The following is a 24704-nucleotide window of genomic DNA, read 5'->3' on the forward strand; positions in this document are numbered from 1 at the left end:
CGTAACTGCCAGGTGGTGGGGACGGGTTGGGTCAGTCCGCGAAGTTCGAGCCGAGGCGGGCCCGGCCCGTCGCCGAGATGCCCAGCGTCGACGTGTAGACACCCGACGCACCCGCGAAGGTGCCGTCCGCCTTGCTGGTCAGCGGGTAGAACGCGCCGTTCTCCGCGTTCTCGCCGGACGCGCCGACCGTGACGTCGCCCCGCCCGTCCCCGTTCAGGTCGTCCACATGGACGTCCGAGCCGAAGAAGTCGTACTTCTCGTTGGAGTTGGGGACGCCCGGCGTGTTCTGGTCGAGGAAGGCCGCGCCCCGCGTGGACAGGCCCGAGCCGTCCGCCGCGCCGTAGATGACGGTGACCGAGCCCGCGTCCACGACGCCGTCGAGGTCCTCGCCCGCCGCGCCCACCACCAGGTCGAGGTGGCCGTCGCCGTTGATGTCGCCGAGGTCCAGCTCGGTGCCGAACGAGTCGCCCTTCTCGCCCGTGCCCGGCACGCCCGCGCTGTCCTGCGTGAAGACCTGCGTGTCGCCGTACGGGCCGTTCGCGTTGCCGTGCACGACGTGCACCGAACCGCCCTTGTGCGCGCCCGCGATCTCGTCGTCCCACTGGAGGCCGATGACGATGTCGCCGTACCCGTCGCCGTCGGTGTCGCCGACGTCGGTGATGAGACCGCCGGGCAGCCGCTGCTGCCGGGCGGTCTTGAGGCCGTCCGGGGTGCCGGGCACCCACAGGTTGGCGTTGTAGTCGTCGGCCGTGGAGTAGCCGTCGACGATCAGGTCGTCCCGGCCGTCGCCGTTCACGTCGCCGGAGTGCAGGTTGAACGGGCCCGCGCCCTCGCCGCCGATGATGGCGGGCTTGATCGTGTAGTGGCTCGCGCTGGTGTCGTTGTCGCGGGAGATGCCGCCGTTGATGACGTCGATGGTGGCCGCGCCGGACCGGGCGCCGATGGCGAGGTCGGTGGTGCCGTCGCCGTCGAAGTCGCCGGCCTGCATGGGCGAGCCGAAGAAGTCGTGGCCGGAGGGCCGGGGGTCCTGCACGGTCGTGCCGCCGGTGAGGCCGTTCGCGGAGCCCCACAGGATCTGCACGGTGCCGCCGTTGGTGTCGCTGCCGACGTCCTCGCCGGGCACGCCGACCGCGAGGTCGTCGTAGCCGTCGCGGTCGAAGTCGCCGTACGCGGTCTCCGCGCCGAAGCCGTCGCCCTTCTCGGCGGAGCCGGGGACGCCCGCGCTGTTCTGGCTGAACGTCTTGTGGCGCAGGGTCCTGCCGCCGTACGTGACGGAGACCTGGCCCGCGGAGTCCTTGCCGGCGACGTGGGCGCCGGACGCGGAGGTGGCGAGGTCGGCGACGCCGTCGCCGTTGAAGTCCGCCTCGTGCGAGGGCAGCGGCTCGGCGGGCGCGGCGGACGCCGAGGCGGCCGTGACGGTGAGCAGCCCCCCGGTGAGGGCGGCGGCGACGGCCGTCGACGCGGCGAGGCGGCCGCGTCTGGAGCGGGCGGCGGTGGAGGTGCGCTTGTGCTTGGCCATGCGGGTTCTCCTGCGGCGGGCGGGGATGCCTGGCGGGCATCCGCGGTCAATGGGATGTGGGGGCGGCGAAGGGGAGACCGCTGGAGGGGGGCAAGGGTTGTATGGGGCGCGTGAGTTGGCAGGACGGCCACCGGCTCACCGGCTCACCCCCACTGGCTCACCGCCCCGCCGACTCATCGACTCATCGACTCATCGACCGAGAACCATCCCGTACTCCCGCGCCCCCGCGAGACCGAGCTTGCCGGGCGTCACCGACGTGACCGGCGGCTTCGGCCCGTCCTTCGGGGTCGGCGCGTACCAGACACCGCCCTTGCGCGCGTCCTCGCCGGGCGCGCCCACCGCCACGTCCGGGTACCCGTCACCGTTGTAGTCGCCCGCCGAGACGTCCGCGCCGAAGCGGTCGTCCGCCTCCGCCGTGCCCGCGACGCCCGCGGAGTTCTGGCTGAAGGCGGGCCCCGCCAGGGGCCGGCCCGGGCCGGTGGCGGCGAGGACCCAGTACGTGCCCGCGTTCCCCGCGTCGCCGACGGCCTCCGCGTCCGCGCCGACGATCAGCTCGTCGATGCCGTCGCGGTCGAGGTTGCCGGCCGCGAGGTGCGCGCCGAAGTTGTCACCGGCCTCCGCGGTGCCGCCGACCTCGGGGGAGGCCTGGGTGGTGCAGGAGGTGCCGCCGTCACCGAGTGCGCCGCCCCGCTTGCCGTAGACGGTGAGGACCGCGCCGCCGAGCCGGTCGGCGCAGAGGGTCTCCTCGGACTCGGGGTTGGGCCGGACGTCGCCGACGGCGAGGTCGGTGGTGCCGTCACCGTCGAAGTCGCCGGCGACGAGGGCGCTGTCGCTGCGGTCGGACGTGCCCCACGTCTCCTTCCACTGGCCGGAGGCGCGGCTCAGCACGGTCGTGCCGTTCGTCTCCATGCCGTGGTACGAGATCGCCAGGTCGTCGCCGCCGTCCCCGTCGAAGTCACCGCTCGCGAGGGCGGCGGGCCCCGCGAAGTGCCAGCCGTCGACCCGGGAGAGTGCGGGGGACGAGCCCGCGGTGAAGGGGCCGGGGCGCACGACGACCGAACTGGACTCGTCGAAGTGGGAGTTGAGGGCGATGTCCTTGTCGCCGTCCTTGTCGAAGTCGCCGGTGGCGAGCAGCGCGCCGAACGACGCGTCGCCGAAGCTGCCGTTGGCGGCCGTGAAGCCGCCCTTGAACCCGGTGGCGGCGCCCCAGACGACCGCGACGGTGCCGGTGCTCAGGCCGATGTCGGTGTCCTCCTTGGGCGCGCCGACGACGAGGTCGCTGTATCCGTCGCCGTTCATGTCGTCGGAGGCGACGGCGGACCCGAAGCCGTCACCCGCCTCCACGGTGCCGGGCACGCCGGCGGTGGCCTGGCTGACGGTGGTGGAGCCGTGCTTGCCGAGGCCGCCCGCACCGCCCCAGACGACGTTGACGTAACCGGCCTTGGCCTTGCCGTCCACCGTCGCGTCCGGCACGCCGACGGCGAGGTCCACGAAGCCGTCGCCGTTGTAGTCGGCGCGGATCTTCGAGGGCGCGGCGCCCGCCGTACCGGCCAGGGGCAGCGTCAGGCCCGTGGCGGCGAGGGCCGCGACGGTGGTGGTGACGGCCAGATTTCGTACGCGCACGGTGACTCCCGGAAGGGGTGGGGCTGGCTGGGCGTCCGCGGACTCTGGGTGAGGCCGTGGGCAGGACATGTCTTCCGGGAGTGTGACGCGTGGGGTGCGGGAAGGGTTGTGCGTCGGGGGTGGCGGGGCGAGTCGCCGTCAGTCGTCGCTCAACGACAGGAACTCCGCCGTAGAGAAGGTCAGTTGCGGGTCGCGCGCGATCAGCTCGCCGCTCTCCCGGCCGGGGTGCACGGCCACGGTGTCCGCGCTGTCCCCGCGATACGTGCGCACCACCAGGTCCGCCCGCTCGTCCCCGTCGAAGTCCGCGACCTGGAGCACCTGGGTCGTGCCCTTGGCGGCGGGCCGGGTGATCGCCGTGGCGTTGGGGGCGAGCCCCGCGGTACGTCCCCTCAGGATCCGCACGTCGCCCGCGCCGCCCCCGCTGCCGCTGCCCTCGCCGCTGATGATCAGCTCGCTCAGGCCGTCTCCGTCGAGGTCGCCCGCGTCGACCGACACGTTCTTGGCCTCCAGGGAACCGCGCAGGGTGCCCGGCACCTCGTACCGCAGCGCGATGCCCTTCGGCGACGCGACGGCGGCGTCCATGCCCTTGCCCCTGCCGAACCGCCCGAACGCGACGTCCGTACCCGCCGGGAAGAGCACGCCGGTCTCGCCGGGCCCCTTCGGGCCGCCCAGGACGAGGGCGCTGACGGCGGCGCCGGAGGCGTTCGCGGCCTTGCGGACGAGTACGTCGTCGTAGCCGTCGCCGTCCACGTCCGTGGCGCGGCCCGACACGAGGTTGTTGCCGGGGCCGGTGACGGGCTTGCCCGCGGCCCGCGGCGCGCCGGTCCGCTTGAACGGCCCCCGCAGGAACGTCAGTCGGGCCTCGCTCGCGTGCAGGACGAGGTCGTGGGCGCCGTCGCCGTCGAAGTCGCCGCAGACGGGCTGGTCCGGCCAGTCGTTGCCGAAGCGTGCCTGGTCGGGCACGCGCAGCCGCACCGCCTTGCCGGTCAGGCCCTTGGGCGAGCCGAAGAGGATCTGCAGCGGCACGGGCGGGCGGCCCCGGCCGTCGTACGGGGGGTCGGTGGAGACGATCAGATCGGTGAAGCCGTCCTCGTCCAGGTCGCAGGAGGCCTCGGACTCGAAGGCGGCGGGCAGCTCGCCCTTGATGCGGGCGCCGTTGGCGTGGGCGCTGAGCAACTGCCGGGCTCCCGGGACGAGCCCGTCCTTGCCTCCGTAGACGATGCCGATCCCCGCGTCGTCGCCGTGGTCGCGGTGCACGAGGTCGTCGAGTACGAGGTCGCGGGCGCCGTCGCCGTTGAAGTCGTCGCCGGCTTTGCTGCCCTTGCCGGGCGGGATGGGGCGCTGGGCGGGGTCCTTGCCCGCCATGCCGACGGGATGGCCGCGGTGGTCCTTCGCGCCGTCGCCGTCGTCGCTTCCGCTGCCGCAGCCCGCGAGGACCAATGCGCAGGCGAGGGCGCCGGCCAGGGCGTGGCGTCGTGAGCCGAGGCCCGCGCCTCGCGTACTCCACATACCCCTCGTGCCTAGCGCACCCCGCGTGCCCCGTATCCCGGCACTCCGCATGCCCCTCACCCGCCCCGACGACCTCGCCAGACAACAACCAGCCCATGATGCTCCCCTCCCTCTCCCGGCATAAGGACGGCGGGGTCCCGTTTCCATTACGCCGGGGGGGGCGGGGCTCGGTCCTGCTCTGCGCCTTCGGTGGGCCGGTGTCTTCGATGGGTACCGGGGCCGCCCGGGTGTTTGCGGAGTGTGGCGGTTCCGGGCCGGCAGTAAAGGGCGCTCCTTCGTCGCGTCGGCTTCGCCGATTCCGCTGCGCTCCACCCTTGACTCCCGTCCCTCCACCGCAGCGAAACGTCCGACCCGGCCGGCCAGGGGATGGCGGCGGACCTAGCCGGTCGGGTCATCGGCTTTCGCTGCCGGGTGCGGCCCGGCCCATCGTGGGCCGACGCCCCGGTGCGAGCTCGGCCAGCCGCGCGGCCCGGCTGGTCGGGTCATCAGCTCGCGCGGCCGGGTGCGGACCGGCCCATCGTGAGCCGACGCCACGATGCGAGCTCGGCCCACGGCCCAACTGGTCGGGTCATCGGCTCACGCTGCCGGGTGCGGACCGGCCCATCGTCGGGGGACGTCACCCTCGATGTCCCGATGTCCCGATGTCCCGCCGGGGGGTCTGGCACCTACTTGGGGAAAGTTGCGAAGCAGATTCCCGCGCGCCCCCTTCCCGCGCTCTGTGCGCCGCCCGGTCTTCGGGCCTGGCGCCGGGAGGCGGGGGCATCTCCGGCTCGGTCAACGTTGGCATGTGGGTGTCGGGTTGGGGGATTGCAGGCAACTCGCAGAGAGAATGGGACTCCCAGCAGACTTCTTGCAGCACGCCCCAGCTATGGGGCCGGGGCCCCGCGACGGTAAGGGCCGCAGGGGGAATAATCCGGGACCCCGGCGGCACCAACTTTGGGAAAGTTGCGAATCGGATCGTCGCGCGCCCCCTCTGCTCCCGCCCGCGCGCCCCCACTGCACGTGACCGCCCCCAGGCCCCGATGCGTGGCGGCGCACGGGTCGCGTCGCCGGGGCGCGCGGCACCCCAATTCGCAACTTTCCCAAAGTAGGTGCCCGACCCGAGCAGAGATGCCCCCGGGCTGACCGCCCCCCGTGGGCCGTGCCCACGATGATCCGGTCTGCGTCGGCGGCGAAGGCTGAAGGGCTGAGGCGCGATTGGGGGTGGCTGGCCGAGCCGCGACCGTGGCGGCGGCGCATGGAGCGCGGAAAGGGGGCGCGCGGGTACCTGCTTCGCAACTTTCCCAAAGTAGGTGCCCGAGTCGGCGAGTTGGGGCGCATTCGCCGTGGTGGCAGGGGGCGCGCGGCGTCCTCATTCGCAACTTTGCCGAAGTAGGTGCCAGACCCCCCGGGCGTTGCAGCGAGGGTGGCATCCGCCGACGATGGGCCGGTCCGCACCCGGCAGCGTGAGCCGATGACCCGACCAGCCGGGCCGTGGGCCGAGCTCGCACCGTGGCGTCGGCTCACGATGGGCCGGTCGGCACCCGGCGACGCGAGCTGATGACCCGACCAGCCGGGCCGCGTGGCTGGCCGAGCGCGCACCGTGGCGTCCGCCCGCGATGGGCCGGTCCGCACCCGGCCGCGAAAGCTGATGACCCGACCGGCTAGGTCCGCCGCCTCACCCCTGGCCGTCCGGGTCGAACGTCAACGTGCGCTGGAGGGACGGGAGTCAAGGGTGGAGCGCAGCGGAATCGGCGAAGCCGACGCGACGAAGGAGCGCCCTTTACTCCCGGCCCGGAGGCGCCACACTCCGCAAACACCCGGGCGGCCCCGGTACCCATCGAAGACACCGGCCCACCGAAGTCCCCGGCACCCGCGCCTCACGACACCCCCCCCGCTACGGAGCGCTCGGCTCCGACCCCGGCTCCGCTCCCGCCCCCGGCTCCGGCTCCGGCTTCGCACTGAGGATCCCCCGAGCCTGCTCCGCCGCCCGCACAAGACTCTCCGAGACGAAGTCGACGAAGCGGGCGACGTTCTCCAGGCGCGCTGCGGCGGGGGTGTCCGGGCCCAGGACCGTCACCCCCTGGCGCGCCGTCTCGACGAGCGTGGCGTGGGCCCGTGCGCTGGCCATCATCGACTGGTACCAGACGTCGTTGTCGACCACGTACCGCTCGCGGCGGCGCTCGTCGCGCTCCCGGCGGACCAGGCCCTGGCTGTCCAGGAAGGCGATCGCCTTCGAGACGGACGCCGGGCTGATCTGCAGCCGCTGGACGAGTTCGGACGCGGTCAGGCTGCCCTCGTCCGTGGTGAAGAGGGCGACGAGGACCCGGGCGGTCATCTTGGGCAGGCCCGACTGCATGAAGACGGTGGCGAGCACCTCCTCGTACTCGCGTACCGCCTCCTCGTCGCGCCCCCGTGAGGACGGCGCGGACGCCTGCGCGCTCCGGGCCGGGGCCTGCCTGCGCCGGTGGGCGCGGTGTTCCGTGGCGCGGTGGGCCAGGTCGGCGCGGTAGCCGGCGGGGCCGCCGTTGCGCATCACCTCGCGGGTGACCGTCGAGGTGGGGCGCTCCAGGCGGCGGGCGATCTCCGCGTAGGCGAGGTCGTCGGCCAGGCCCAGCGCGATCTGCCGGCGTTCCTGCTGAGTGAGTCTGCCTCCCGGCATCACGGCCTCCTCGGTCGTCTGCGATAGGGGCAGCATAGCGTTCGATTCCTAGCCATTGCAACGCAACGGCTCCTGTGCGTTGCGTTAGATTTACTTCCGTTGCAATGAAATGGTGGTGCTGAGCTGCTAGTTCGCGATCCGGGTGCAACGAAGTCGTTGCCGAGAATGGAAAGGCAACGTAGCTTTTCCCTCATCGGAAACGCCGAGGCGCACACACACCGCCGAAGCGGACACAGCCAAGAAGCGCACAGCCCAGCCGGGAAGCGCACACAGCCAAGGAGCACACCGTGCAGAAGTTCGACACCCCCGCCGCCATCTCCGCCGTCCTCGACATCCCCGCGGGCCGCCTCCAGTTCATCGCCGCCGACCGGTCCGACACCGCGGTCGAGGTCCGGCCCGCGGACGCCTCGAACGGCAAGGACGTCAAGGCGGCGGAGCGGGTCGCGGTCGAGTACGCCGACGGCGTGCTGCGGATCGCGGCCGCCGCACCCAAGAACCGCCTCCTCGGCAGCTCCGGCTCCGTGGAGGTCACCGTCCAACTGCCCGCCGGATCCCGGGTCGAGGCGAAGGCGGCCACCGCCGAACTGCGCGGCGTCGGCCGGCTCGGCGACGTCGACTTCGAGAGCGCGCAGGCCACCGTCAAGCTCGACGAGGCCGCCGGCGCCCGGCTCGCCCTGATGGACGGCGACGTCTCGGTGGGCCGCCTCACCGGATCCGCGGAGATCAGCACCATGAAGGGCGACCTCCGGATCGCCGAGGCCGTCCGCGGCACCGTCGAACTCCGTACCGACGCGGGCGAGATCTCGGTCGGCGCCGCCCGCGGCGTCTCCGCCTCGCTGGACGCCGGCACCACGTACGGCCGGATCCACAACACGCTCCGCAACGCCGAGGGCGCCGACGCCGGCCTGAACATCCACGCGACCACCGCCTACGGCGACATCTCCGCCCGCAGCCTCTGAGCCGCCGCCGAAGCCCCCTCGCAGCCTCGAAAGGGAACACCCACCATGACGAACCTGGCCATCGCGGCGCACGGGTTGCGCAAGTCCTACGGGGACAAGACCGTCCTCGACGGCATCGATCTGGCCGTCCCCGAAGGCACGGTCTTCTCGCTGCTCGGCCCGAACGGCGCCGGCAAGACCACCGCCGTGAAGATCCTCTCCACCCTCATCCGCGCCGACTCCGGCGACCTGCACGTCGGCGGCCACGACCTGGCCACCCACCCCCAGGCGGTGCGCGCCACCATCGGCGTCACCGGACAGTTCTCCGCCGTCGACGGCCTGATCACCGGCGAGGAGAACATGCTCCTCATGGCCGACCTGCACCACCTGTCCAAGCGGGAAGGCCGCCGCACCGCCGCCGAACTCCTCGAACGCTTCGACCTCACCGACGCCGCCAAGAAGCCCGCCGCCACCTACTCCGGCGGCATGAAACGCCGCCTCGACATCGCCATGACCCTCGTCGGCGGCCCCCGCATCATCTTCCTCGACGAACCCACCACCGGCCTGGACCCCCGCTCCCGCCACACCATGTGGCAGATCATCCGCGCCCTCGTCGCCGACGGCGTCACCGTCTTCCTCACCACCCAATACCTCGAGGAAGCCGACGAACTCGCCGACCGCATCGCCGTCCTGAACGACGGAAGGATCGCCGCCCACGGCACCGCCGAAGAACTCAAGCGCCTCATCCCCGGCGGCCACGTCCGCCTGCGCTTCACCGACCCCGCCGCCTACCGCACCGCCGCCGCCACCCTCCACGACGCCACCCACCACGAAGAGGCCCTCGCCCTGCACCTCCCCAGCGACGGCAGCCAGCACGCCCTGCGCACCACCCTCGACCGCCTCGACGCCACCGGCATCCAGGCCGACGAACTCACCGTCCACACCCCCGACCTCGACGACGTCTTCTTCGCCCTGACCGGCGACGTCCAGCAGCCCATGGAGGCCCTTCGATGAGCACCTTCTCCCTCGCCGTACGCGACTCCTCCACCATGCTCCGCCGCAACCTCCTGCACGCCCGCCGCTACCCCTCCCTCACCCTGAACCTGCTGCTCACCCCGGTCATGCTGTTGCTGCTCTTCGTCTACATCTTCGGCGACGCGATGAGCTCGGGGATCGGCGACGGACACGTCGACCGCGCCGCGTACATCGCGTACGTCGTCCCGGGCCTGCTGCTGATGACCGTCGGCAGCACGCTGATCGGCACCGCGGTCTCCGTCTCCAACGACATGACCGAGGGGATCATCGCCCGCCTCCGCACCATGGCGATCCACCGCCCGTCGGTGCTCATCGGACACGTCGTCGGCAGCGTGCTGCAGTCGGTCATGAGCGTGGTGCTCGTCGGCGCCATCGCCCTCGCCATCGGCTTCCGGTCCACGGACGCCACCGCCCTGGAGTGGCTGGCCGCGTTCGGGCTGCTGGTGCTCTTCTCCCTGGCGCTCACCTGGATCGCGGTCGGCATGGGCCTGGTCAGCCCGAACGCCGAGGCCGCCGGCAACAACGCGATGCCGCTGATCCTGCTGCCCCTGCTCTCCAGCGCGTTCACGCCGGTCGACGCGATGCCGGGCTGGTTCCGGCCGATCGCCGAGTACCAGCCGTTCACCCCCGCCATCGAGACCCTGCGCGGGCTGCTGCTCGGCAGCGAGATCGGCGACAACGGCTGGCTCGCCATCGGCTGGTGCGTCGGGCTCGCGGTGCTCGGCTACTTCTGGTCGACGTCGAAGTTCAACCGCGACCCCCGGTAAGCCGGATGGCAGTGAGCACGACCCGGAACGAAAAGCGACAGGCCGGTCCCGCCCGAAGGCGGAACCGGCCTGATGTGCGTTCGTGCCTACTCGGCGGGTGTCTCGGCCGGTGCTTCGGCCGGTGCTTCGGCGGGCGTCTCGGCCGGTGTCTTCACGGAGTCCAGGAGGAGCTGGGCGACGTCGACGACGTTGATGCTCTCCTTGGCCTGGCCGTCGTTCTTCTTGCCGTTGACGGAGTCGGTGAGCATGACGAGGCAGAAGGGGCAGGCCGTGGACACGATGTCCGGGTTGAGGCTGAGTGCCTCGTCGACGCGTTCGTTGTTGATGCGCTTGCCGATGCGCTCTTCCATCCACATGCGGGCACCGCCGGCGCCGCAGCAGAAGCCGCGCTCCTTGTGGCGGTGCATTTCCTGCTGGCGCAGGCCCGGCACCTTGTCCATGATCTCGCGCGGCGGTGTGTAGATCTTGTTGTGGCGGCCCAGGTAGCAGGGGTCGTGGTAGGTGATCAGGCCGTCGACCGGGGTCACCGGCACCAGCTTCCCGGCGTCGATGAGGTGCTGGAGCAACTGCGTGTGGTGGATGACCTCGTAGTCGCCGCCGAGCTGCGGGTACTCGTTGGCGATGGTGTTGAAGCAGTGCGGGCAGGTCGACACGATCTTCTTGGCCGACTTCGGCTTCTTGGTCGACTCGTACTCCTCGTCCTCACCGAACGCGGCGTTCAGCGTCAGGACGTTCTCCTGGCCGAGCTGCTGGAAGAGCGGCTCGTTGCCCAGGCGGCGGGCGGAGTCACCGGTGCACTTCTCGTCGCCGCCCATGATGGCGAACTTCACGCCGGCGATGTGCAGGAGTTCGGCGAAGGCCTTGGTGGTCTTCTTCGCGCGGTCCTCCAGGGCGCCGGCGCAGCCGACCCAGTACAGGTACTCGACCTCGGTGAGGTCCTCGATGTCCTTGCCGACGACCGGCACCTCGAAGTCGACTTCCTTCGTCCACTCCAGACGCTGCTTCTTGGCCAGGCCCCAGGGATTGCCCTTCTTCTCCAGGTTCTTGAGCATCGTCCCGGCCTCGGAGGGGAACGCGCTCTCGATCATGACCTGGTAGCGGCGCATGTCGACGATGTGGTCGACGTGCTCGATGTCGACCGGGCACTGCTCCACACACGCGCCACACGTCGTGCAGGACCACAGGACGTCGGGGTCGATGACCCCGCCCATGGCGGAGCCATCAGTGGATACGGCCTCGACCGTCCCGATCAGCGGGCGCTCCGCCTCCGCCAGCGCGGCGGCGGGCACGTCGGCGAGCTGCTCGGCGCTCGCCTTCTCCTCGCCCTCCATCGTCTTGCCGCCACCGGCGAGGAGATACGGAGCCTTCGCATACGCGTGGTCGCGCAGCGACATGATCAGCAGCTTCGGCGAGAGCGGCTTGCCGGTGTTCCAGGCCGGGCACTGCGACTGGCACCGCCCGCACTCCGTACACGTGGAGAAGTCCAGCAGACCCTTCCAGGAGAACTGCTCCACCTGCGAGACGCCGAAGACCGCGTCCTCGGCCGGGTCCTCCCAGTCGATCGGCTTGCCGCCGGACGTCATCGGCTGCAGCTCGCCGAGCGTCGTGCCGCCGTCCGCCTCGCGCTTGAACCAGATGTTCGGGAAGGCCAGGAAGCGGTGCCAGGCCACACCCATGTTGGTGTTGAGGCCGACCACGATCATCCAGATGAAGGAGGTCGCGATCTTCAGGCCGGCGAAGAAGTACGTGAGGTTCTGCAGGGTGGAGAGGTCCATCCCGGAGAACCAGGAGACGAACGGGTACGAGAGGAAGAACGAGGCCTCGTAGCCGTCGACGTGGTGCTGGGCGCCCTCCAGGGCGTGCAGCGTGACGATGCAGACGCCGACGACGAGGATGACGGCCTCGACGAAGTACGCCTGGCCGGTCTTGGACCCCGCGAAGCGGGACCTGCGGCCCGCCTTGTCGGGCCGGTTCAGCTGCCGGACGGCGATCAGCGTGAGGATGCCGAGGACCGTCATCGTGCCGATGAACTCGACGAAGACGTTGTACGGCGTCCAGTCGCCGATGACCGGCAGGATCCAGTCGGCCCGGAAGAGCTGGCCGACGGCGTTGACGATGGTCAGGAGCAGGGTGAAGAAGCCCACGGCCACGAACCAGTGCGCGAGGCCGATCACGCCCCACTTGTTCATGCGTGTGTGGCCGAGGAACTCCTTGGCCACGGTGAGGGTGCGGCGGCCGGGTGCGTCGGTCCGCAGCCCGGCGGGCACCGGCTGACCGAGCCGTACGAACCGGTAGATCTGCACGATGGCACGGCAGAACAGCGCGACACCGACCGCGATGAGGACCAGCGACACGATGATCGCGGCGAGTTGCATGGGGGGCTCCACGGGCCTGTGGGACGAACGACGACGACGGAGCGGAAACCGCCCGCTCACTCCGCCGCACTGTAGCCAGCGACAGCGGATCCGCGCCGGGAGCGCCCCGTAAGGGGCGCGGGGAACGGCGCGACCGGCCCCGACCGGCCCGCAGCCGAGACCCCGCCCCACAAGGCCGGAAGCCCCTACCTGCGCGTAAGGGCGGGATAAGAGTTGAGCCCCCTCGACTCACTTCTGTTGACGCAAGCGCAGCGCTCATGCATCCTTGAGTCAGTTCCACTCAAGAAGTCACTGGAGGCATCGAAATGGCACGTGCGGTCGGCATCGACCTGGGCACGACTAACTCCGTCGTCAGCGTTCTCGAAGGCGGCGAGCCCACCGTCATCACCAACGCCGAGGGTGCCAGGACCACGCCGTCCGTCGTCGCCTTCGCGAAGAACGGTGAAGTGCTGGTCGGCGAGGTCGCCAAGCGCCAGGCGGTCACCAACGTCGACAGGACCATCCGGTCGGTCAAGCGCCACATGGGCACCGACTGGAAGGTGGACATCGACGACAAGGGGTTCAACCCCCAGCAGATCTCCGCGTTCATCCTGCAGAAGCTGAAGCGCGACGCCGAGTCGTACCTGGGCGAGAAGGTGGCCGACGCGGTCATCACCGTCCCGGCGTACTTCAACGACTCCGAGCGCCAGGCCACCAAGGAGGCCGGTGAGATCGCGGGTCTGAACGTCCTGCGCATCGTCAACGAGCCCACCGCCGCCGCGCTGGCCTACGGCCTCGACAAGGACGACCAGACCATCCTGGTCTTCGACCTCGGTGGCGGCACCTTCGACGTCTCGCTGCTCGAGATCGGCGACGGCGTCGTCGAGGTGAAGGCCACGAACGGCGACAACCACCTCGGTGGTGACGACTGGGACCAGCGCGTCGTCGACTACCTGGTCAAGCAGTTCAACAACGGCCACGGCGTGGACCTCTCCAAGGACAAGATGGCGCTCCAGCGCCTGCGCGAGGCGGCCGAGAAGGCCAAGATCGAGCTGTCCTCCTCCACGGAGACCACGATCAACCTGCCCTACATCACGGCCTCCGCCGAGGGCCCGCTGCACCTGGACGAGAAGCTCACGCGCGCCCAGTTCCAGCAGCTCACGTCCGACCTCCTGGAGCGCTGCAAGACGCCGTTCCACAACGTCATCAAGGACGCGGGCATCCAGCTCTCCGAGATCGACCACGTCGTTCTCGTCGGTGGCTCCACCCGCATGCCCGCCGTCGCCGAGCTCGTCAAGGAGCTCACCGGCGGCAAGGACGCCAACAAGGGTGTGAACCCGGACGAGGTCGTCGCCATCGGCGCCTCGCTCCAGGCCGGTGTCCTCAAGGGCGAGGTCAAGGACGTCCTGCTCCTCGACGTCACCCCGCTGTCCCTCGGCATCGAGACCAAGGGCGGCATCATGACCAAGCTCATCGAGCGGAACACCACGATTCCGACGAAGCGCTCCGAGATCTTCACGACGGCCGAGGACAACCAGCCGTCCGTGCAGATCCAGGTCTACCAGGGCGAGCGCGAGATCGCGGCGTACAACAAGAAGCTCGGGATGTTCGAGCTGACCGGTCTGCCCCCGGCGCCCCGCGGCGTCCCGCAGATCGAGGTCTCCTTCGACATCGACGCCAACGGCATCATGCACGTGACCGCGAAGGACCTGGGCACGGGCAAGGAGCAGAAGATGACCGTCACCGGCGGCTCCTCGCTGCCGAAGGACGAGGTCGACCGGATGCGCCAGGAGGCCGAGAAGTACGCGGACGAGGACCACGCCCGCCGCGAGGCCGCCGAGTCCCGCAACCAGGGCGAGCAGCTCGTCTACCAGACCGAGAAGTTCCTCAAGGACAACGAGGACAAGGTCCCCGGTGACGTGAAGACCGAGGTCGAGACCGCCGTCGGCGAGCTGAAGGAGAAGCTCAAGGGCGACGACACGGCCGAGATCCGCACCGCCACCGAGAAGGTCGCCGCCGTCTCGCAGAAGCTGGGCCAGGCCATGTACGCCGACGCCCAGGCCGCCGGCGCGGGCGCCGAGGGCGCCGCCCCGGGTCCGGACGCCGACGCCAAGGCCGACGACGACGTCGTCGACGCCGAGATCGTCGACGACGAGAAGCCCGGTGACGCGAAGGGCGGCGCTGCCTGATGACCGAGGAGACCCCGGGTTTCGGCGAGAACGCCGAGAAGCCCGACGTCCCCTCCGGCGCCACCCCTGATGACGCGACGCCGAAGGCCGCCGAGCCCTCCACCGAGGAGGGCGCGGCGGCCCCGGCCGGGGACGCAGAGAGCAAGACGTCCGCACAGGACGTGGGCCTGACCGCCCAGCTGGACCAGGTGCGCACCGCGCTCGGCGAGCGCACCGCGGACCTCCAGCGGCTGCAGGCCGAGTACCAGAACTACCGCCGTCGGGTGGAGCGGGACAAGGTGACGGTGAAGGAGATCGCCGCGGCGAACCTCCTCTCCGAGCTCCTCCCCACCCTCGACGACATCGGCCGCGCCCGTGAGCACGGCGAGCTGGTGGGCGGCTTCAAGTCGGTGGCGGAGTCCCTGGAGACCGTCGTCGCCAAGATGGGGCTGCAGCAGTTCGGCAAGGAGGGCGAGCCCTTCGACCCGACGATCCACGAGGCCCTGATGCACAGCTACGCACCGGACGTCACCGAGACGACGTGCGTCGCGATCCTGCAGCCGGGGTATCGCATCGGCGAGCGCACCATCCGCCCCGCGCGGGTGGCCGTCGCCGAGCCGCAGCCCGGCGCGCAGACGGTCAAGGGCGAGACGGCCGAGGCCGACGCCGAGTCGGCCGAGCCGACGGAGAAGGACAGCGGTGGCCCGGACGAGGGCTGACGTTGTACTGACGAGGGACAACCGGAAGGGGGTGCGTCGAGGATGAGCACCAAGGACTTCATCGAGAAGGACTACTACAAGGTCCTCGGCGTCCCCAAGGACGCCACCGAGGCCGAGATCAAGAAGGCGTACCGGAAGCTCGCCCGCGAGAACCACCCGGACGCCAACAAGGGCAACACCAAGGCGGAGGAGCGCTTCAAGGAGATCTCCGAGGCGAACGACATCCTCGGCGACCCCAAGAAGCGCAAGGAGTACGACGAAGCGCGTGCTCTCTTCGGCAACGGCGGATTCCGGCAGGGCCCCGGAGGCGGCGGCGGCTCGTTCAACTTCGACCTGGGCGACCTCTTCGGAGGCGGCGCCCCGGGTGGCGGTGGAGCGGCCGGCGGCGGCTTCGGGGGCGGCCTCGGTGACGTCTTCGGGGGCCTGTTCAACCGTGGCGGCGGCGCCGCCGGTGCCGGCGCGCGGACGCAGCCGAGGCGCGGCCAGGACATCGAGTCCGAAGTCACGCTGAGCTTCACGGAGGCGGTGGACGGCGCGACGGTGCCGTTGCGGATGTCCTCCCAGGCGGCCTGCAAGGCGTGCTCCGGCACCGGCGACAAGAACGGCACGCCGCGCGTGTGCCCGACCTGCGTCGGCACCGGCCAGGTCTCGCGGGGCGGCGGCGGAGGGTTCTCCCTCACCGACCCGTGCATGGACTGCAAGGGCCGTGGGCTGATCGCCCAGGACCCCTGCGACACCTGTGGCGGCAGCGGCCGCGCCAAGTCCTCGCGGACGATGCAGGTGCGCATCCCGGCCGGAGTCTCGGACGGGCAGCGCATCCGGCTGCGCGGCAAGGGAGCGCCCGGCGAGCGCGGCGGCCCGGCCGGCGACCTGTACGTGGTGGTGCACGTCGACAGCCACCCGGTCTTCGGCCGCAAGGGCGACAACCTCACGGTCACGGTGCCGGTGACGTATCCCGAGGCGGCGCTGGGCGGCGAGGTGAAGGTGCCCACCCTGGGCGGCCCGCCGGTCACCCTGAAGCTCCCCGCGGGCACCCCCAACGGCCGTACGATGCGGGCCCGCGGCAAGGGCGCGGTCCGCAAGGACGGCAGCAGGGGAGATCTGCTCGTGACGGTGGAGGTCTTCGTTCCGACGTCGTTGAGCGACGAGGCGAAGGAAGCACTGGAGTCCTACCGCAAGGCGACTGCGGGTGACGACCCGCGGGCAGAACTGTTCCAGGCCGCGAAGGGAGCGTGACCCCATGGACAGGGTCGGCCGTCGCAATCCGTACCAACTCACCGACGAGACACCGGTGTACGTCATCTCGGTGGCCGCCCAGCTGAGCGGTCTGCACCCGCAGACCCTGCGGCAGTACGACCGCCTCGGTCTGGTCTCGCCGGACCGGACCGCGGGGCGCGGCCGACGCTACTCCGCCCGCGACATCGAACTGCTGCGCACGGTGCAGCAGTTGTCGCAGGAAGAGGGCATCAACCTCGCCGGCATCAAGCGGATCATCGAGCTGGAGAACCAGGTCACGGCGCTCCAGTCGCGGATCGCGGAGCTCTCCGCGGCCGTGGAGGGAGCCGCCGCCGCCATGCAGCAGCGTGAGGCGGCGGTGCACGCCTCGTACCGCCGCGACCTCGTCCCCTACCAGGACGTGCAGCAGGCGAGCGCGCTGGTGGTGTGGCGTCCCAAGCGGGCGACCGAGCAGTAGGTTTCGTAGTCTTGTGCGGGGCCGGGAGGTGGCAACCTCCCGGCCCCGCATCGTTGTATCCGGGTTACGGGGAGTGGGGCTGACCATGGCCATGGTGGGGCTGTTCTGGATCGCCGAGGGCGACGTGTACGTGGGCGCGAAGCCGGCCGGGCTCGCCCCCGGCGTGCGCCTCACCCCGGAGGGCGTCCTGGCCCTGGGCGACCGCCAGTCGGGGATGTGGCCGTGGGAGGACGTGCACGCGCTGGCCGTCGAAGACGTACCGGTGAAGTCCCTGGGCCGGCACGTGGGCGCGGCGTTCGACATGGCGCTCACGCTCGGCCTCGGCGGCGGCGACGAGGCGCCGATGATGACCGTACGGCTCACGGACGCGGCGGACACGACGACGGACCTGACGGCGTACACGGCCCCGGCAGTCGGCTACTCCCGCACGGAGTACGACCTCTCCCGCGACCTCCTGGCCCGCCTCACGGAGGGCGCGGGCACGCTCCTGACCACGCTGACGGCGATGGCGGACTGGGGCCGCCGCCACGAGGGCGGGACGCCGCGGGCGGCGGAGCGGGAGGGGTTGCTGCGGGAGTGGACGCGGGCTTAGGCGGGGAGCGCCCCGGTCGGCTACGGGGGAGGAGTGGTCGGCCGCCGTCACCCGACCCGGTCGAGGATCCCGGACCGACCGATCAGGTACCCGAGTTGGGCGCGGCTGTTGCTGCCGAGGGTGGCGGCGAGTTTGGCGATGTGGACGCGGGCGGTGCGGACGTTCATGCCGAGCCGGTCGGCGATCTCGGCGTCGGTCAGCCCTTCGACGAGGAGGCCGGCGATGGCGTGCTGACGGGTCGTGACGCCGTTCTCGGAGGGTTCGGGCGCGGCCTGCGGCCACATGGGGGTGGCCAGCCGCCAGAGCCGCCAGAAGGTGGTCGCGAAGTACTCGACGAGGGCGGGGTGGCGCAGCTCCAGGGCGATGCTGCGGTCCTTGCTCGCCGGGATGAACGCGACGGTCCGGTCGAAGACGAAGAGCCGGTCGGTGACCTCGTCGAGGGTGCGGGCCTCGGTGTCGCCGTCGAGCTGCTCGAAGTAGGCGAGCACGGGCAGAGAATGGCGCGTTGTGTGCTGGTAGAGGGTGCGCATCCGGCACCCGCGGGTCAGGATCGCCTGGTCCCGGGGAAAGACTTCGGCCAGCGTCTCGGCCGGCCGCGTGCCACCGGGCTGGACGGCGAGGAACTCCTCGGTGACCTCGTTCATGGCGCGGTCGATGGCCGAGTTGATGCGGTCGAGGCCGTCGAGGACGGTGATGGCGCCGGGGCCGGGCGGAATGTCGCGTACGGCGGGGCCGACCGCGGTGGCGGGCCGCAACCAGGTCCGGCCGGCCTCGTGCCCGTCCACGGCCTCGAGCAGCCCCGACTCCATCAGGCAGGGCACCGCAGCGGCCTCGCCGCACGGAATCCGCCCCACGCGCAGGGCGTGCCGGTAGACGTTCAGCCCTTCCGCACAGATCTCACCGACGGCGTGCGCCACGTGCTTCGTGCCGTGCCTCGCGTGCTTCGTACCCATGCCGGCCCCCTCCTGCCTGGTTGAAGCGTCGCGATTCTATGCAGGCGCGGGCGGGGCGGGCGGGACGCGATAGTTGAAGTGTCTGCTTCTGGACGAGTATTGCCGTTGACCTTCAGCTTCCCTGGTCGAGCATTCCCGACTGCGCTATCAGGTAGCCCAGTTGCGCCCGGCTGCCGCTGCCCAGGGCCGCGGCGATCTTCGCGATGTGGGCGCGGCACGTGCGGACGTTCATGCCGAGGCGGCGGGCGATGGCCTCGTCGACGTGGCCCTCGATGAGGAGTTTGGCGATGGAGCGCTGGACTCCCGTGATGCCGTCGGTGGAGGGTGCGTAGGGCGCCTCGTCGAGCAGCGGCGCGGCCCGCTGCCAGAGCTGCTCGAAGACGTTGGCCAGGTACTGGACGAGCCCGGGATGGCGGAGCTCCAGGGCCGTCTGGCGATCCTCGCGGGCCGGGATGAAGGCGACGGTCCTGTCGAAGATCATCAGGCGTTCGATGAGTTCCTCGAGGGTGCGTACCTCCACCTTGCCTTGCCGCATGTGCTCGGCGTAGGCGATGGTGGTCTGACTGTGGCGTGCCGTGTGCTGGTAGAGCGTACGCATCCTGATGCCTCGGTCGAGGATGCTCTGGCTCTGCTTCACCGCTTCCGTGACGATCGCCTCGCTGCGGCCGCCGCCGGGTTGGACGGTGATGGCCTCCGACTGGCATTCGGCTATGGCGACTTGTATGGCCGCGTTGATGCGGCTTGCGCCTTCCAGAACGGTGATCGAGTGGGCGGTCGGCCGGTCCTGGGCGGTAATGGCCATGAATGGCTCGAAAGCGTCGGCGAGGTCGTTGGCGAGCGTCCTCCGCTGCTGAATCTCACGCTCGATGGGGCGGAGCCGTTGGGCGAGGGCCGAAGTGGGCGGAACAGGGCGCAGCCACTCCGCATCGTCCGGATCGGGGACCAGAAGCGCGAAATCCATGAGGCAAGGAGCGGCTTCCGCTTCGGTGCGCCGGATACGTCCGGTACGTAGAGCGCCGGCGTAGAGCCGCTTGCCTTCATCGCATAGTTCGGCCATGGCGTGTGAATGCGCCCTAATTGGGCTGTTTGTTGGCATAGCTCCACCCCCCAGGGTCCTGAACGTGCAGGAACATGATGCATCGGTCCTGTGGTGTTCGCATGGCTGAATGAGCCATCGTCATGGAAGGCCGGGGGAGAGTCGCGATGGAAGTGAGGACGAAGCCCGCTATGCGCCAGGGAAAGCTTCGCTCGGTACTTGTCTGTGCCTTCTCCGTTGGGTTGGCTGTCAGCGCCTTCAGTGTGGTGGGCGCGCTCCCGGATGCCGATGCCACTGAACGCACCGTGTCGGGGGTGGCCGTGGCCCCGCCCGACGTGATCTGGGGGAGCGGTCCGCACAATGACGTGATCTGGAACTCCGTGTCCAAGGAAGACGTCATCTGGGGCTCCACCCCGAAGGGGGGCGGCAACGCATGAGCACCCCTCCCGACGACCGCACCTTCCGCCGAGAAATGGCCACCGCCTACCGTTCCGGATGGCACTTCATCGATCTGGTGACCGCGATCCCCCACCGCGGCGACTCGTTGATGGTGACCCTGCTCGGCGAGCCGATCGTCGTCACGCGTGACGACGAGGAAGAGATAAGGGCCTACCGGTGCCTGCGCCGGCCCCGCGGGGCGCCGCAGCCCGTGCGGTGCGCCATCCGGTACGGGATGGTCTTCGTCAATCTCGACCGGCGTGACCACCAGGTGGTCGGCGGTGGTCAGGACCGGCAGGGCCGGGACGCCGCGAGTGCCCAGGACAACATCACAGCCACCCCCCGCAGTGCCTGACGCGATTCCCCCGTCGTTGTAAATCGCGCAGGCGCTTCCCCCAGCAGCGGCGCCACCGTGGACCTGAACACGGTGGCGCCGCTGTGGTGTGTGCGGCTCCCCCCGCCGGGAAGGGGCCCCGCCTCTCACGGCGCCCCGCGCCTCACGCCTTCCCCATCGCCCGCGTCACCGTGATCTCCATCAGCACCCGCTCCGGGTTCGGCGACGGCCTGCGGCCGTAGCGCTCCTCGTAGCGCTCCTCCGCCTCCGCGATCGCCGCCGGCTCCGTCACGATCCTCGCCCGGCCCTCCAGCGTCGCCCAGCGCCGGCCCTCGAACTGGCACACCGCCACCCGCGCCCCGGCGCCGTCCGTGTCCGTCGCCGCGAGGACGTGCGCGATCTTCCGGCTCGTCCTGCGCGCGATGACCCGGGCGACGCCCGCCCCGGGGTCGTACGTCACGCCCACCGGCACCACGTGCGGCGTGCCGTCGGGGCGCAGGGTCGTCAGGGTGCACACGCGCCGTTCCCGCCAGAAGCTGAGGTAGGGCTCGGGCGGGTTCCGGGGGTCGATGTACGCAGGCGCAGTCATGGCCCGGAACATAGCCGCCCGGGCTTCCCGCATTCGCCTTGAGTGGAATAGACTCAACTTTGTGTACGTTGACCAAGTCAGTGTTACGGACGCGGGTCCGTGGAACCCGTAGCCGTACGACAGTGAGAGTGAACCCGCGACCGTACGACACACGACATGGTCGGACCCCGTAAGGAGGAGAAGCGCACGTGGACGCCGAGCTGACCAACAGGAGCCGGGACGCGATCAACGCGGCCACCAGCCGTGCCGTGCAGGACGGGCACCCGGATCTGACCCCCGCGCACCTGCTGCTCGCGCTGCTGGAGGGGCAGGACAACGAGAACATCACCGACCTGCTCGCCGCGGTCGACGCCGACCAGGCGGCCGTGCGCGCGGACACCGAGCGGGCCCTCGCGGCGCTGCCCAGCGTCACCGGATCGACCGTCTCGCCGCCGCAGCCCGACCGCGAGATGCTGGCCGTCGTCGCCGACGCCGCCAAGCGCGCGAAGGAGCTCGGCGACGACTACCTCTCCACCGAGCACCTGCTCATCGGCGTCGCGGCCGAGGGCGGCAAGGCGGGGGACGTCCTCGCACAGCACGGAGCCGGCAGCAAGAAGCTGCTGGCCGCATTCGAGAAGAGCAGGGGAGGGCGCCGGGTGACCACACCCGACCCCGAGGGCCAGTACAAGGCCCTGGAGAAGTTCGGCACCGATTTCACCGCCGCCGCCCGCGAAGGGCGCCTCGACCCCGTCATCGGGCGGGACCAGGAGATCCGGCGCGTGGTGCAGGTGCTCTCGCGGCGGACCAAGAACAACCCCGTCCTCATCGGTGAGCCCGGGGTCGGCAAGACCGCCGTCGTCGAGGGGCTCGCCCAGCGCATCGTGAAGGGGGACGTCCCCGAGTCGCTGAAGAACAAGCGGCTCGTCTCCCTGGACCTCGGCGCGATGGTCGCGGGCGCGAAGTACCGCGGTGAGTTCGAGGAGCGCCTGAAGACCGTCCTCTCCGAGATCAAGGAGAGCGACGGGCAGATCATCACCTTCATCGACGAGCTGCACACCGTCGTCGGGGCCGGCGCGGGCGGGGACTCCGCCATGGACGCCGGGAACATGCTCAAGCCGATGCTCGCCCGCGGTGAGCTGCGGATGGTCGGCGCGACCACCCTCGACGAGTACCGCGAGCGGATCGAGAAGGACCCCGCCCTGGAGCGGCGCTTCCAGCAGGTCCTCGTCGCCGAGCCGTCCGTCGAGGACTCCATCGCGATCCTGCGCGGGCTCAAGGGGCGGTACGAGGCGCACCACAAGGTCCAGATCGCCGACAGCGCGCTGGTCGCCGCCGCCGCCCTCTCCGACCGCTACATCACCTCCCGCTTCCTGCCGGACAAGGCCATCGACCTCGTCGACGAGGCCGCGTCCCGGCTGCGCATGGAGATCGACTCCTCGCCCGTCGAGATCGACGAGCTCCAGCGCGCCGTCGACCGGCTGAAGATGGAGGAGCTGGCGATCGGCAAGGAGACGGACCCGGCCAGCAAGCAGCGCCTGGAGAAGCTGCGGCGCGACCTCGCCGACAAGGAGGAGGAGCTGCGCGGCCTCACCGCACGCTGGGAGAAGGAGAAGCAGTCCCTCAACCGCGTCGGTGAGCTGAAGGAGAAGCTCGACGAGCTGCGCGGCCAGGCCGAACGCGCCCAGCGCGACGGCGACTTCGACACCGCGTCCAAGCTGCTCTACGGCGAGATCCCGACCCTGGAGCACGACCTGGAGGTCGCGTCGGAGGCCGAGGAGGAGGCCGTATCGGCCAAGGACCTCATGGTGAAGGAGGAGGTCGGTCCGGACGACATCGCCGATGTCGTCGGCGCGTGGACCGGCATCCCCGCAGGCCGCCTCCTGGAGGGCGAGACGCAGAAGCTGCTGCGCATGGAGGACGAGCTCGGCAAGCGGCTCATCGGGCAGACCGAGGCCGTGCGGGCCGTCTCCGACGCGGTGCGGCGCACCCGCGCCGGCATCGCCGACCCCGACCGGCCGACCGGCTCGTTCCTGTTCCTCGGCCCGACCGGTGTCGGCAAGACCGAACTCGCCAAGGCGCTCGCGGACTTCCTCTTCGACGACGAGCGGGCCATGGTCCGCATCGACATGAGCGAGTACGGCGAGAAGCACAGCGTGGCCCGGCTCGTCGGCGCCCCGCCCGGCTACGTCGGGTACGAGGAGGGCGGCCAGCTCACGGAGGCCGTGCGGCGGCGCCCGTACAGCGTCGTGCTCCTCGACGAGGTCGAGAAGGCGCACCCCGAAGTCTTCGACGTGCTGCTCCAGGTGCTCGACGACGGGCGGCTGACCGACGGGCAGGGGCGGACGGTGGACTTCCGCAACACCATCCTGGTGCTCACGTCCAACCTCGGCAGCCAGTACCTGGTGGAGCCGCTGACCAGCGAGGAGGAGAAGAAGCAGCAGGTCCTGGAGGTCGTGCGGGCCTCCTTCAAGCCGGAGTTCCTCAACCGGCTCGACGACCTCGTGGTCTTCTCCGCGCTCAGCAGGGACGAGTTGGCGCACATCGCCGAGCTGCAGATCAACCGGCTCGCCAAGCGGCTCGCCGACCGCCGGCTCATCCTGGAGGTCACGCCCGAGGCGCTGGCCTGGCTGGCGGACGAGGGCAACGACCCGGCGTACGGGGCGCGGCCGCTGCGGCGCCTCATCCAGACGTCGATCGGCGACCGGCTCGCCAAGGAGATCCTGGCGGGCGAGGTGAAGGACGGCGACGTGGTCCGCGTGGACCACGCCGGGGACGGACTGATCGTGGGCCCGGCGCAGGGTTCCCCTGCGGGTAAGTCGCTGTAAGCGGCATCCCGTCTGCCGGGGGCGCTCGGTGCCCGTCAGCGGGCGGTGGTCCGTCCTCGCGCAGTTCCCCGCGCCCCTGGGAGGGCGCTGCGCGCCCCTCAGGGGCGCGGGAACTGCGCGACCGGCCCAGGCCTGTCCGCAGTCGGCGAACGGCGGAACCCGGCAGTCGAGGGGCCGGGCTTGCCCCGGGGGCCCCATCCTGAGAGAGGATGGGCCCATCCATACGAAGGGACAAAGTACGTGAGCATCGACCCGTCCTCCATTCCGAATTTCGGGGGCCAGCCCGACCCGCAGCAGGGCGCAGGACCGGCGGGCCCCGTCGTCCCCGACCAGGACCTGGTCAAGCAGCTCCTGGACCAGATGGAGCTCAAGCACGTCGTCGACGACGAGGGTGACCTCGCGGCGCCGTGGGAGGAGTTCCGTACGTACTTCATGTTCCGCGGCGAAGGGGACCAGCAGGTCTTCTCCGTACGGACGTTCTACGACCGGCCGCACCAGATCGAGGAGAAGCAACAGCTTCTCGAGTCGATCGACGACTGGAACCGCCGCACGCTGTGGCCGAAGGTCTACAGCCACACGCACGACGAAGGCACGGTCCGCCTCATCGGCGAGGCCCAGATGCTGATCGGCACCGGTGTCTCCCTGGAGCACTTCGTGTCGTCGACGGTCAGCTGGGTGCGCGCCGCGATCGAGTTCGACCGCTGGCTCGTCGAGCAGCTCGGCCTGGAGGCCGACGTCGACGCCGCCGACGGCGAGGAGAAGCCGGGCGACGACGAGGCCTGAGCGGCCCCGCGGCGGGATACATACGGGCCGTCGTCACCGGACACGGTCCCGTACGCGTGCGAGAGCCCGGCCGGGGCGCACACCACCAGGTGGGCGCTCCCCGGCCGGGCTCTCGTCCTGCCCGGGGCGAGCGCGCGGCGCCGCGCGGGGTTGTCCGTAGCCTGGTCCCCTCGGCTACAACTCGGCTACAACCGACTCGGGAAGCAGGG

The 24704-nt window shown here is 70.8% G+C and carries 20 protein-coding genes; 12 read left to right on the forward strand and 8 right to left on the reverse strand.

The genetic code is table 11. The features are described 5' to 3' along the window. Positions 1–31: 31 nt before the first annotated feature. The 4 genes from ACZ6B8_RS14445 to ACZ6B8_RS14460 all read right to left on the reverse strand — a co-directional run bounded on the left by ACZ6B8_RS14445 (position 32) and on the right by ACZ6B8_RS14460 (position 7292). Positions 32–1519, reverse strand: a complete 1488-nt coding sequence (locus ACZ6B8_RS14445; RefSeq protein ID WP_471607412.1) for a VCBS repeat-containing protein — start codon at positions 1517–1519, stop codon at positions 32–34. A gap of 189 nt (positions 1520–1708) precedes the next feature. After that, positions 1709–3142, reverse strand: coding sequence for an FG-GAP repeat protein (locus ACZ6B8_RS14450; protein WP_471607413.1), 1434 nt, complete (start codon positions 3140–3142; stop codon positions 1709–1711). Positions 3143–3280: 138 nt separating this feature from the next. Beyond that, a complete protein-coding gene (locus ACZ6B8_RS14455) occupies positions 3281–4651 on the reverse strand; it encodes an FG-GAP repeat domain-containing protein (RefSeq protein WP_471607414.1) in 1371 nt (456 codons plus the stop codon). 1876 nt (positions 4652–6527) lie between these two features. After that, complete coding sequence (locus ACZ6B8_RS14460) at positions 6528–7292, reverse strand: GbsR/MarR family transcriptional regulator (RefSeq protein ID WP_471607415.1); 765 nt, start codon at positions 7290–7292, stop codon at positions 6528–6530. Between the two features lie 287 nt (positions 7293–7579). Between ACZ6B8_RS14460 and ACZ6B8_RS14465 the strand changes: the two genes are divergently transcribed. From ACZ6B8_RS14465 to ACZ6B8_RS14475, 3 genes are read left to right on the forward strand one after another with little or no spacing between them, the layout of a single operon-like run. Continuing rightward, a complete protein-coding gene (locus ACZ6B8_RS14465) occupies positions 7580–8251 on the forward strand; it encodes a DUF4097 family beta strand repeat-containing protein (RefSeq protein ID WP_471086932.1) in 672 nt (223 codons plus the stop codon). A gap of 45 nt (positions 8252–8296) precedes the next feature. Then, complete coding sequence (locus ACZ6B8_RS14470) at positions 8297–9244, forward strand: ATP-binding cassette domain-containing protein (RefSeq protein ID WP_471607416.1); 948 nt, start codon at positions 8297–8299, stop codon at positions 9242–9244. After that, entirely contained in the window at positions 9241–10032 is a 792-nt protein-coding gene (locus ACZ6B8_RS14475; RefSeq protein ID WP_471086938.1) for an ABC transporter permease, read from the forward strand. The genes ACZ6B8_RS14470 and ACZ6B8_RS14475 overlap by 4 nt, the downstream gene beginning before the upstream one ends. 86 nt (positions 10033–10118) lie before the next feature. Here ACZ6B8_RS14475 and ACZ6B8_RS14480 read toward each other — a convergent pair whose 3' ends face one another. After that, positions 10119–12407 (reverse strand): (Fe-S)-binding protein, encoded by a 2289-nt coding sequence (locus ACZ6B8_RS14480; protein WP_471607417.1) that lies wholly within the window; start codon positions 12405–12407, stop codon positions 10119–10121. 305 nt (positions 12408–12712) lie between these two features. Here ACZ6B8_RS14480 and dnaK point away from each other — a divergent pair, with 305 nt between their 5' ends. From dnaK to ACZ6B8_RS14505, 5 genes are all read left to right on the forward strand, one after another. After that, positions 12713–14575 carry a molecular chaperone DnaK gene (dnaK, locus tag ACZ6B8_RS14485; protein ID WP_471607418.1) on the forward strand — a complete coding sequence of 621 codons (1863 nt, stop codon included), beginning with the start codon at positions 12713–12715 and terminating at the stop codon, positions 14573–14575. Then, on the forward strand, positions 14575–15273 hold the full coding sequence (gene grpE / locus ACZ6B8_RS14490) for a nucleotide exchange factor GrpE (RefSeq protein WP_471086947.1): 699 nt from the start codon (positions 14575–14577) through the stop codon (positions 15271–15273). The genes dnaK and grpE overlap by 1 nt, the downstream gene beginning before the upstream one ends. 42 nt (positions 15274–15315) lie before the next feature. Further along, positions 15316–16509: a molecular chaperone DnaJ gene (dnaJ, locus tag ACZ6B8_RS14495; protein ID WP_471607419.1), complete on the forward strand. Its 1194-nt coding sequence runs from the start codon at positions 15316–15318 to the stop codon at positions 16507–16509. A 4-nt stretch (positions 16510–16513) separates the two neighbouring features. Beyond that, positions 16514–16966 carry a heat shock protein transcriptional repressor HspR gene (locus tag ACZ6B8_RS14500; RefSeq protein ID WP_355811350.1) on the forward strand — a complete coding sequence of 151 codons (453 nt, stop codon included), beginning with the start codon at positions 16514–16516 and terminating at the stop codon, positions 16964–16966. An 85-nt stretch (positions 16967–17051) separates the two neighbouring features. After that, a complete protein-coding gene (locus ACZ6B8_RS14505; RefSeq protein ID WP_471607420.1) occupies positions 17052–17558 on the forward strand; it encodes a hypothetical protein in 507 nt (168 codons plus the stop codon). A gap of 47 nt (positions 17559–17605) precedes the next feature. Here the strand turns inward: ACZ6B8_RS14505 and ACZ6B8_RS14510 are convergent, their stop codons facing one another. Beyond that, positions 17606–18511, reverse strand: coding sequence for a helix-turn-helix transcriptional regulator (locus ACZ6B8_RS14510; protein ID WP_471086956.1), 906 nt, complete (start codon positions 18509–18511; stop codon positions 17606–17608). A 112-nt stretch (positions 18512–18623) separates the two neighbouring features. Then, positions 18624–19607 carry a helix-turn-helix transcriptional regulator gene (locus tag ACZ6B8_RS14515; protein ID WP_471086959.1) on the reverse strand — a complete coding sequence of 328 codons (984 nt, stop codon included), beginning with the start codon at positions 19605–19607 and terminating at the stop codon, positions 18624–18626. Positions 19608–19738: 131 nt separating this feature from the next. Here ACZ6B8_RS14515 and ACZ6B8_RS14520 point away from each other — a divergent pair, with 131 nt between their 5' ends. Further along, positions 19739–19984, forward strand: a complete 246-nt coding sequence (locus tag ACZ6B8_RS14520) for a hypothetical protein (RefSeq protein WP_471086962.1) — start codon at positions 19739–19741, stop codon at positions 19982–19984. Continuing rightward, positions 19981–20340 (forward strand): hypothetical protein, encoded by a 360-nt coding sequence (locus ACZ6B8_RS14525; protein ID WP_362374287.1) that lies wholly within the window; start codon positions 19981–19983, stop codon positions 20338–20340. Before ACZ6B8_RS14520 ends, ACZ6B8_RS14525 begins: the two co-directional genes overlap by 4 nt. Before the next feature lie 142 nt (positions 20341–20482). Here ACZ6B8_RS14525 and ACZ6B8_RS14530 read toward each other — a convergent pair whose 3' ends face one another. Continuing rightward, positions 20483–20908: a pyridoxamine 5'-phosphate oxidase family protein gene (locus ACZ6B8_RS14530; RefSeq protein ID WP_471086966.1), complete on the reverse strand. Its 426-nt coding sequence runs from the start codon at positions 20906–20908 to the stop codon at positions 20483–20485. Between the two features lie 188 nt (positions 20909–21096). Here ACZ6B8_RS14530 and clpB point away from each other — a divergent pair, with 188 nt between their 5' ends. Then, the gene (gene clpB / locus ACZ6B8_RS14535; protein ID WP_471607421.1) at positions 21097–23712 is read left to right on the forward strand and encodes an ATP-dependent chaperone ClpB; all 2616 of its coding nucleotides are present in this window, start codon (positions 21097–21099) and stop codon (positions 23710–23712) included. A gap of 240 nt (positions 23713–23952) precedes the next feature. Beyond that, positions 23953–24495 carry a YbjN domain-containing protein gene (locus tag ACZ6B8_RS14540; protein WP_471607422.1) on the forward strand — a complete coding sequence of 181 codons (543 nt, stop codon included), beginning with the start codon at positions 23953–23955 and terminating at the stop codon, positions 24493–24495. The last annotated feature ends 209 nt before the right edge of the window (positions 24496–24704 follow it).

The sequence above is a fragment of the Streptomyces sp. NPDC041122 genome (assembly GCF_055592445.1).

Bases quoted from the DNA above. Each gene is read 5' to 3' on its own strand.
- ACZ6B8_RS14445 (WP_471607412.1), bottom strand. From the start codon at position 1,519: ATGGCCAAGCACAAGCGCACCTCCACCGCCGCCCGCTCCAGACGCGGC.
- ACZ6B8_RS14455 (WP_471607414.1), bottom strand. From the start codon at position 4,651: ATGTGGAGTACGCGAGGCGCGGGCCTCGGCTCACGACGCCACGCCCTG.
- ACZ6B8_RS14460 (WP_471607415.1), bottom strand. From the start codon at position 7,292: ATGCCGGGAGGCAGACTCACTCAGCAGGAACGCCGGCAGATCGCGCTG.
- ACZ6B8_RS14470 (WP_471607416.1), top strand. From the start codon at position 8,297: ATGACGAACCTGGCCATCGCGGCGCACGGGTTGCGCAAGTCCTACGGG.
- ACZ6B8_RS14475 (WP_471086938.1), top strand. From the start codon at position 9,241: ATGAGCACCTTCTCCCTCGCCGTACGCGACTCCTCCACCATGCTCCGC.
- ACZ6B8_RS14480 (WP_471607417.1), bottom strand. From the start codon at position 12,407: ATGCAACTCGCCGCGATCATCGTGTCGCTGGTCCTCATCGCGGTCGGT.
- dnaK (WP_471607418.1), top strand. From the start codon at position 12,713: ATGGCACGTGCGGTCGGCATCGACCTGGGCACGACTAACTCCGTCGTC.
- grpE (WP_471086947.1), top strand. From the start codon at position 14,575: ATGACCGAGGAGACCCCGGGTTTCGGCGAGAACGCCGAGAAGCCCGAC.
- dnaJ (WP_471607419.1), top strand. From the start codon at position 15,316: ATGAGCACCAAGGACTTCATCGAGAAGGACTACTACAAGGTCCTCGGC.
- ACZ6B8_RS14500 (WP_355811350.1), top strand. From the start codon at position 16,514: ATGGACAGGGTCGGCCGTCGCAATCCGTACCAACTCACCGACGAGACA.
- ACZ6B8_RS14505 (WP_471607420.1), top strand. From the start codon at position 17,052: ATGGCCATGGTGGGGCTGTTCTGGATCGCCGAGGGCGACGTGTACGTG.
- ACZ6B8_RS14510 (WP_471086956.1), bottom strand. From the start codon at position 18,511: ATGGGTACGAAGCACGCGAGGCACGGCACGAAGCACGTGGCGCACGCC.
- ACZ6B8_RS14515 (WP_471086959.1), bottom strand. From the start codon at position 19,607: ATGCCAACAAACAGCCCAATTAGGGCGCATTCACACGCCATGGCCGAA.
- ACZ6B8_RS14520 (WP_471086962.1), top strand. From the start codon at position 19,739: ATGCGCCAGGGAAAGCTTCGCTCGGTACTTGTCTGTGCCTTCTCCGTT.
- ACZ6B8_RS14525 (WP_362374287.1), top strand. From the start codon at position 19,981: ATGAGCACCCCTCCCGACGACCGCACCTTCCGCCGAGAAATGGCCACC.
- ACZ6B8_RS14530 (WP_471086966.1), bottom strand. From the start codon at position 20,908: ATGACTGCGCCTGCGTACATCGACCCCCGGAACCCGCCCGAGCCCTAC.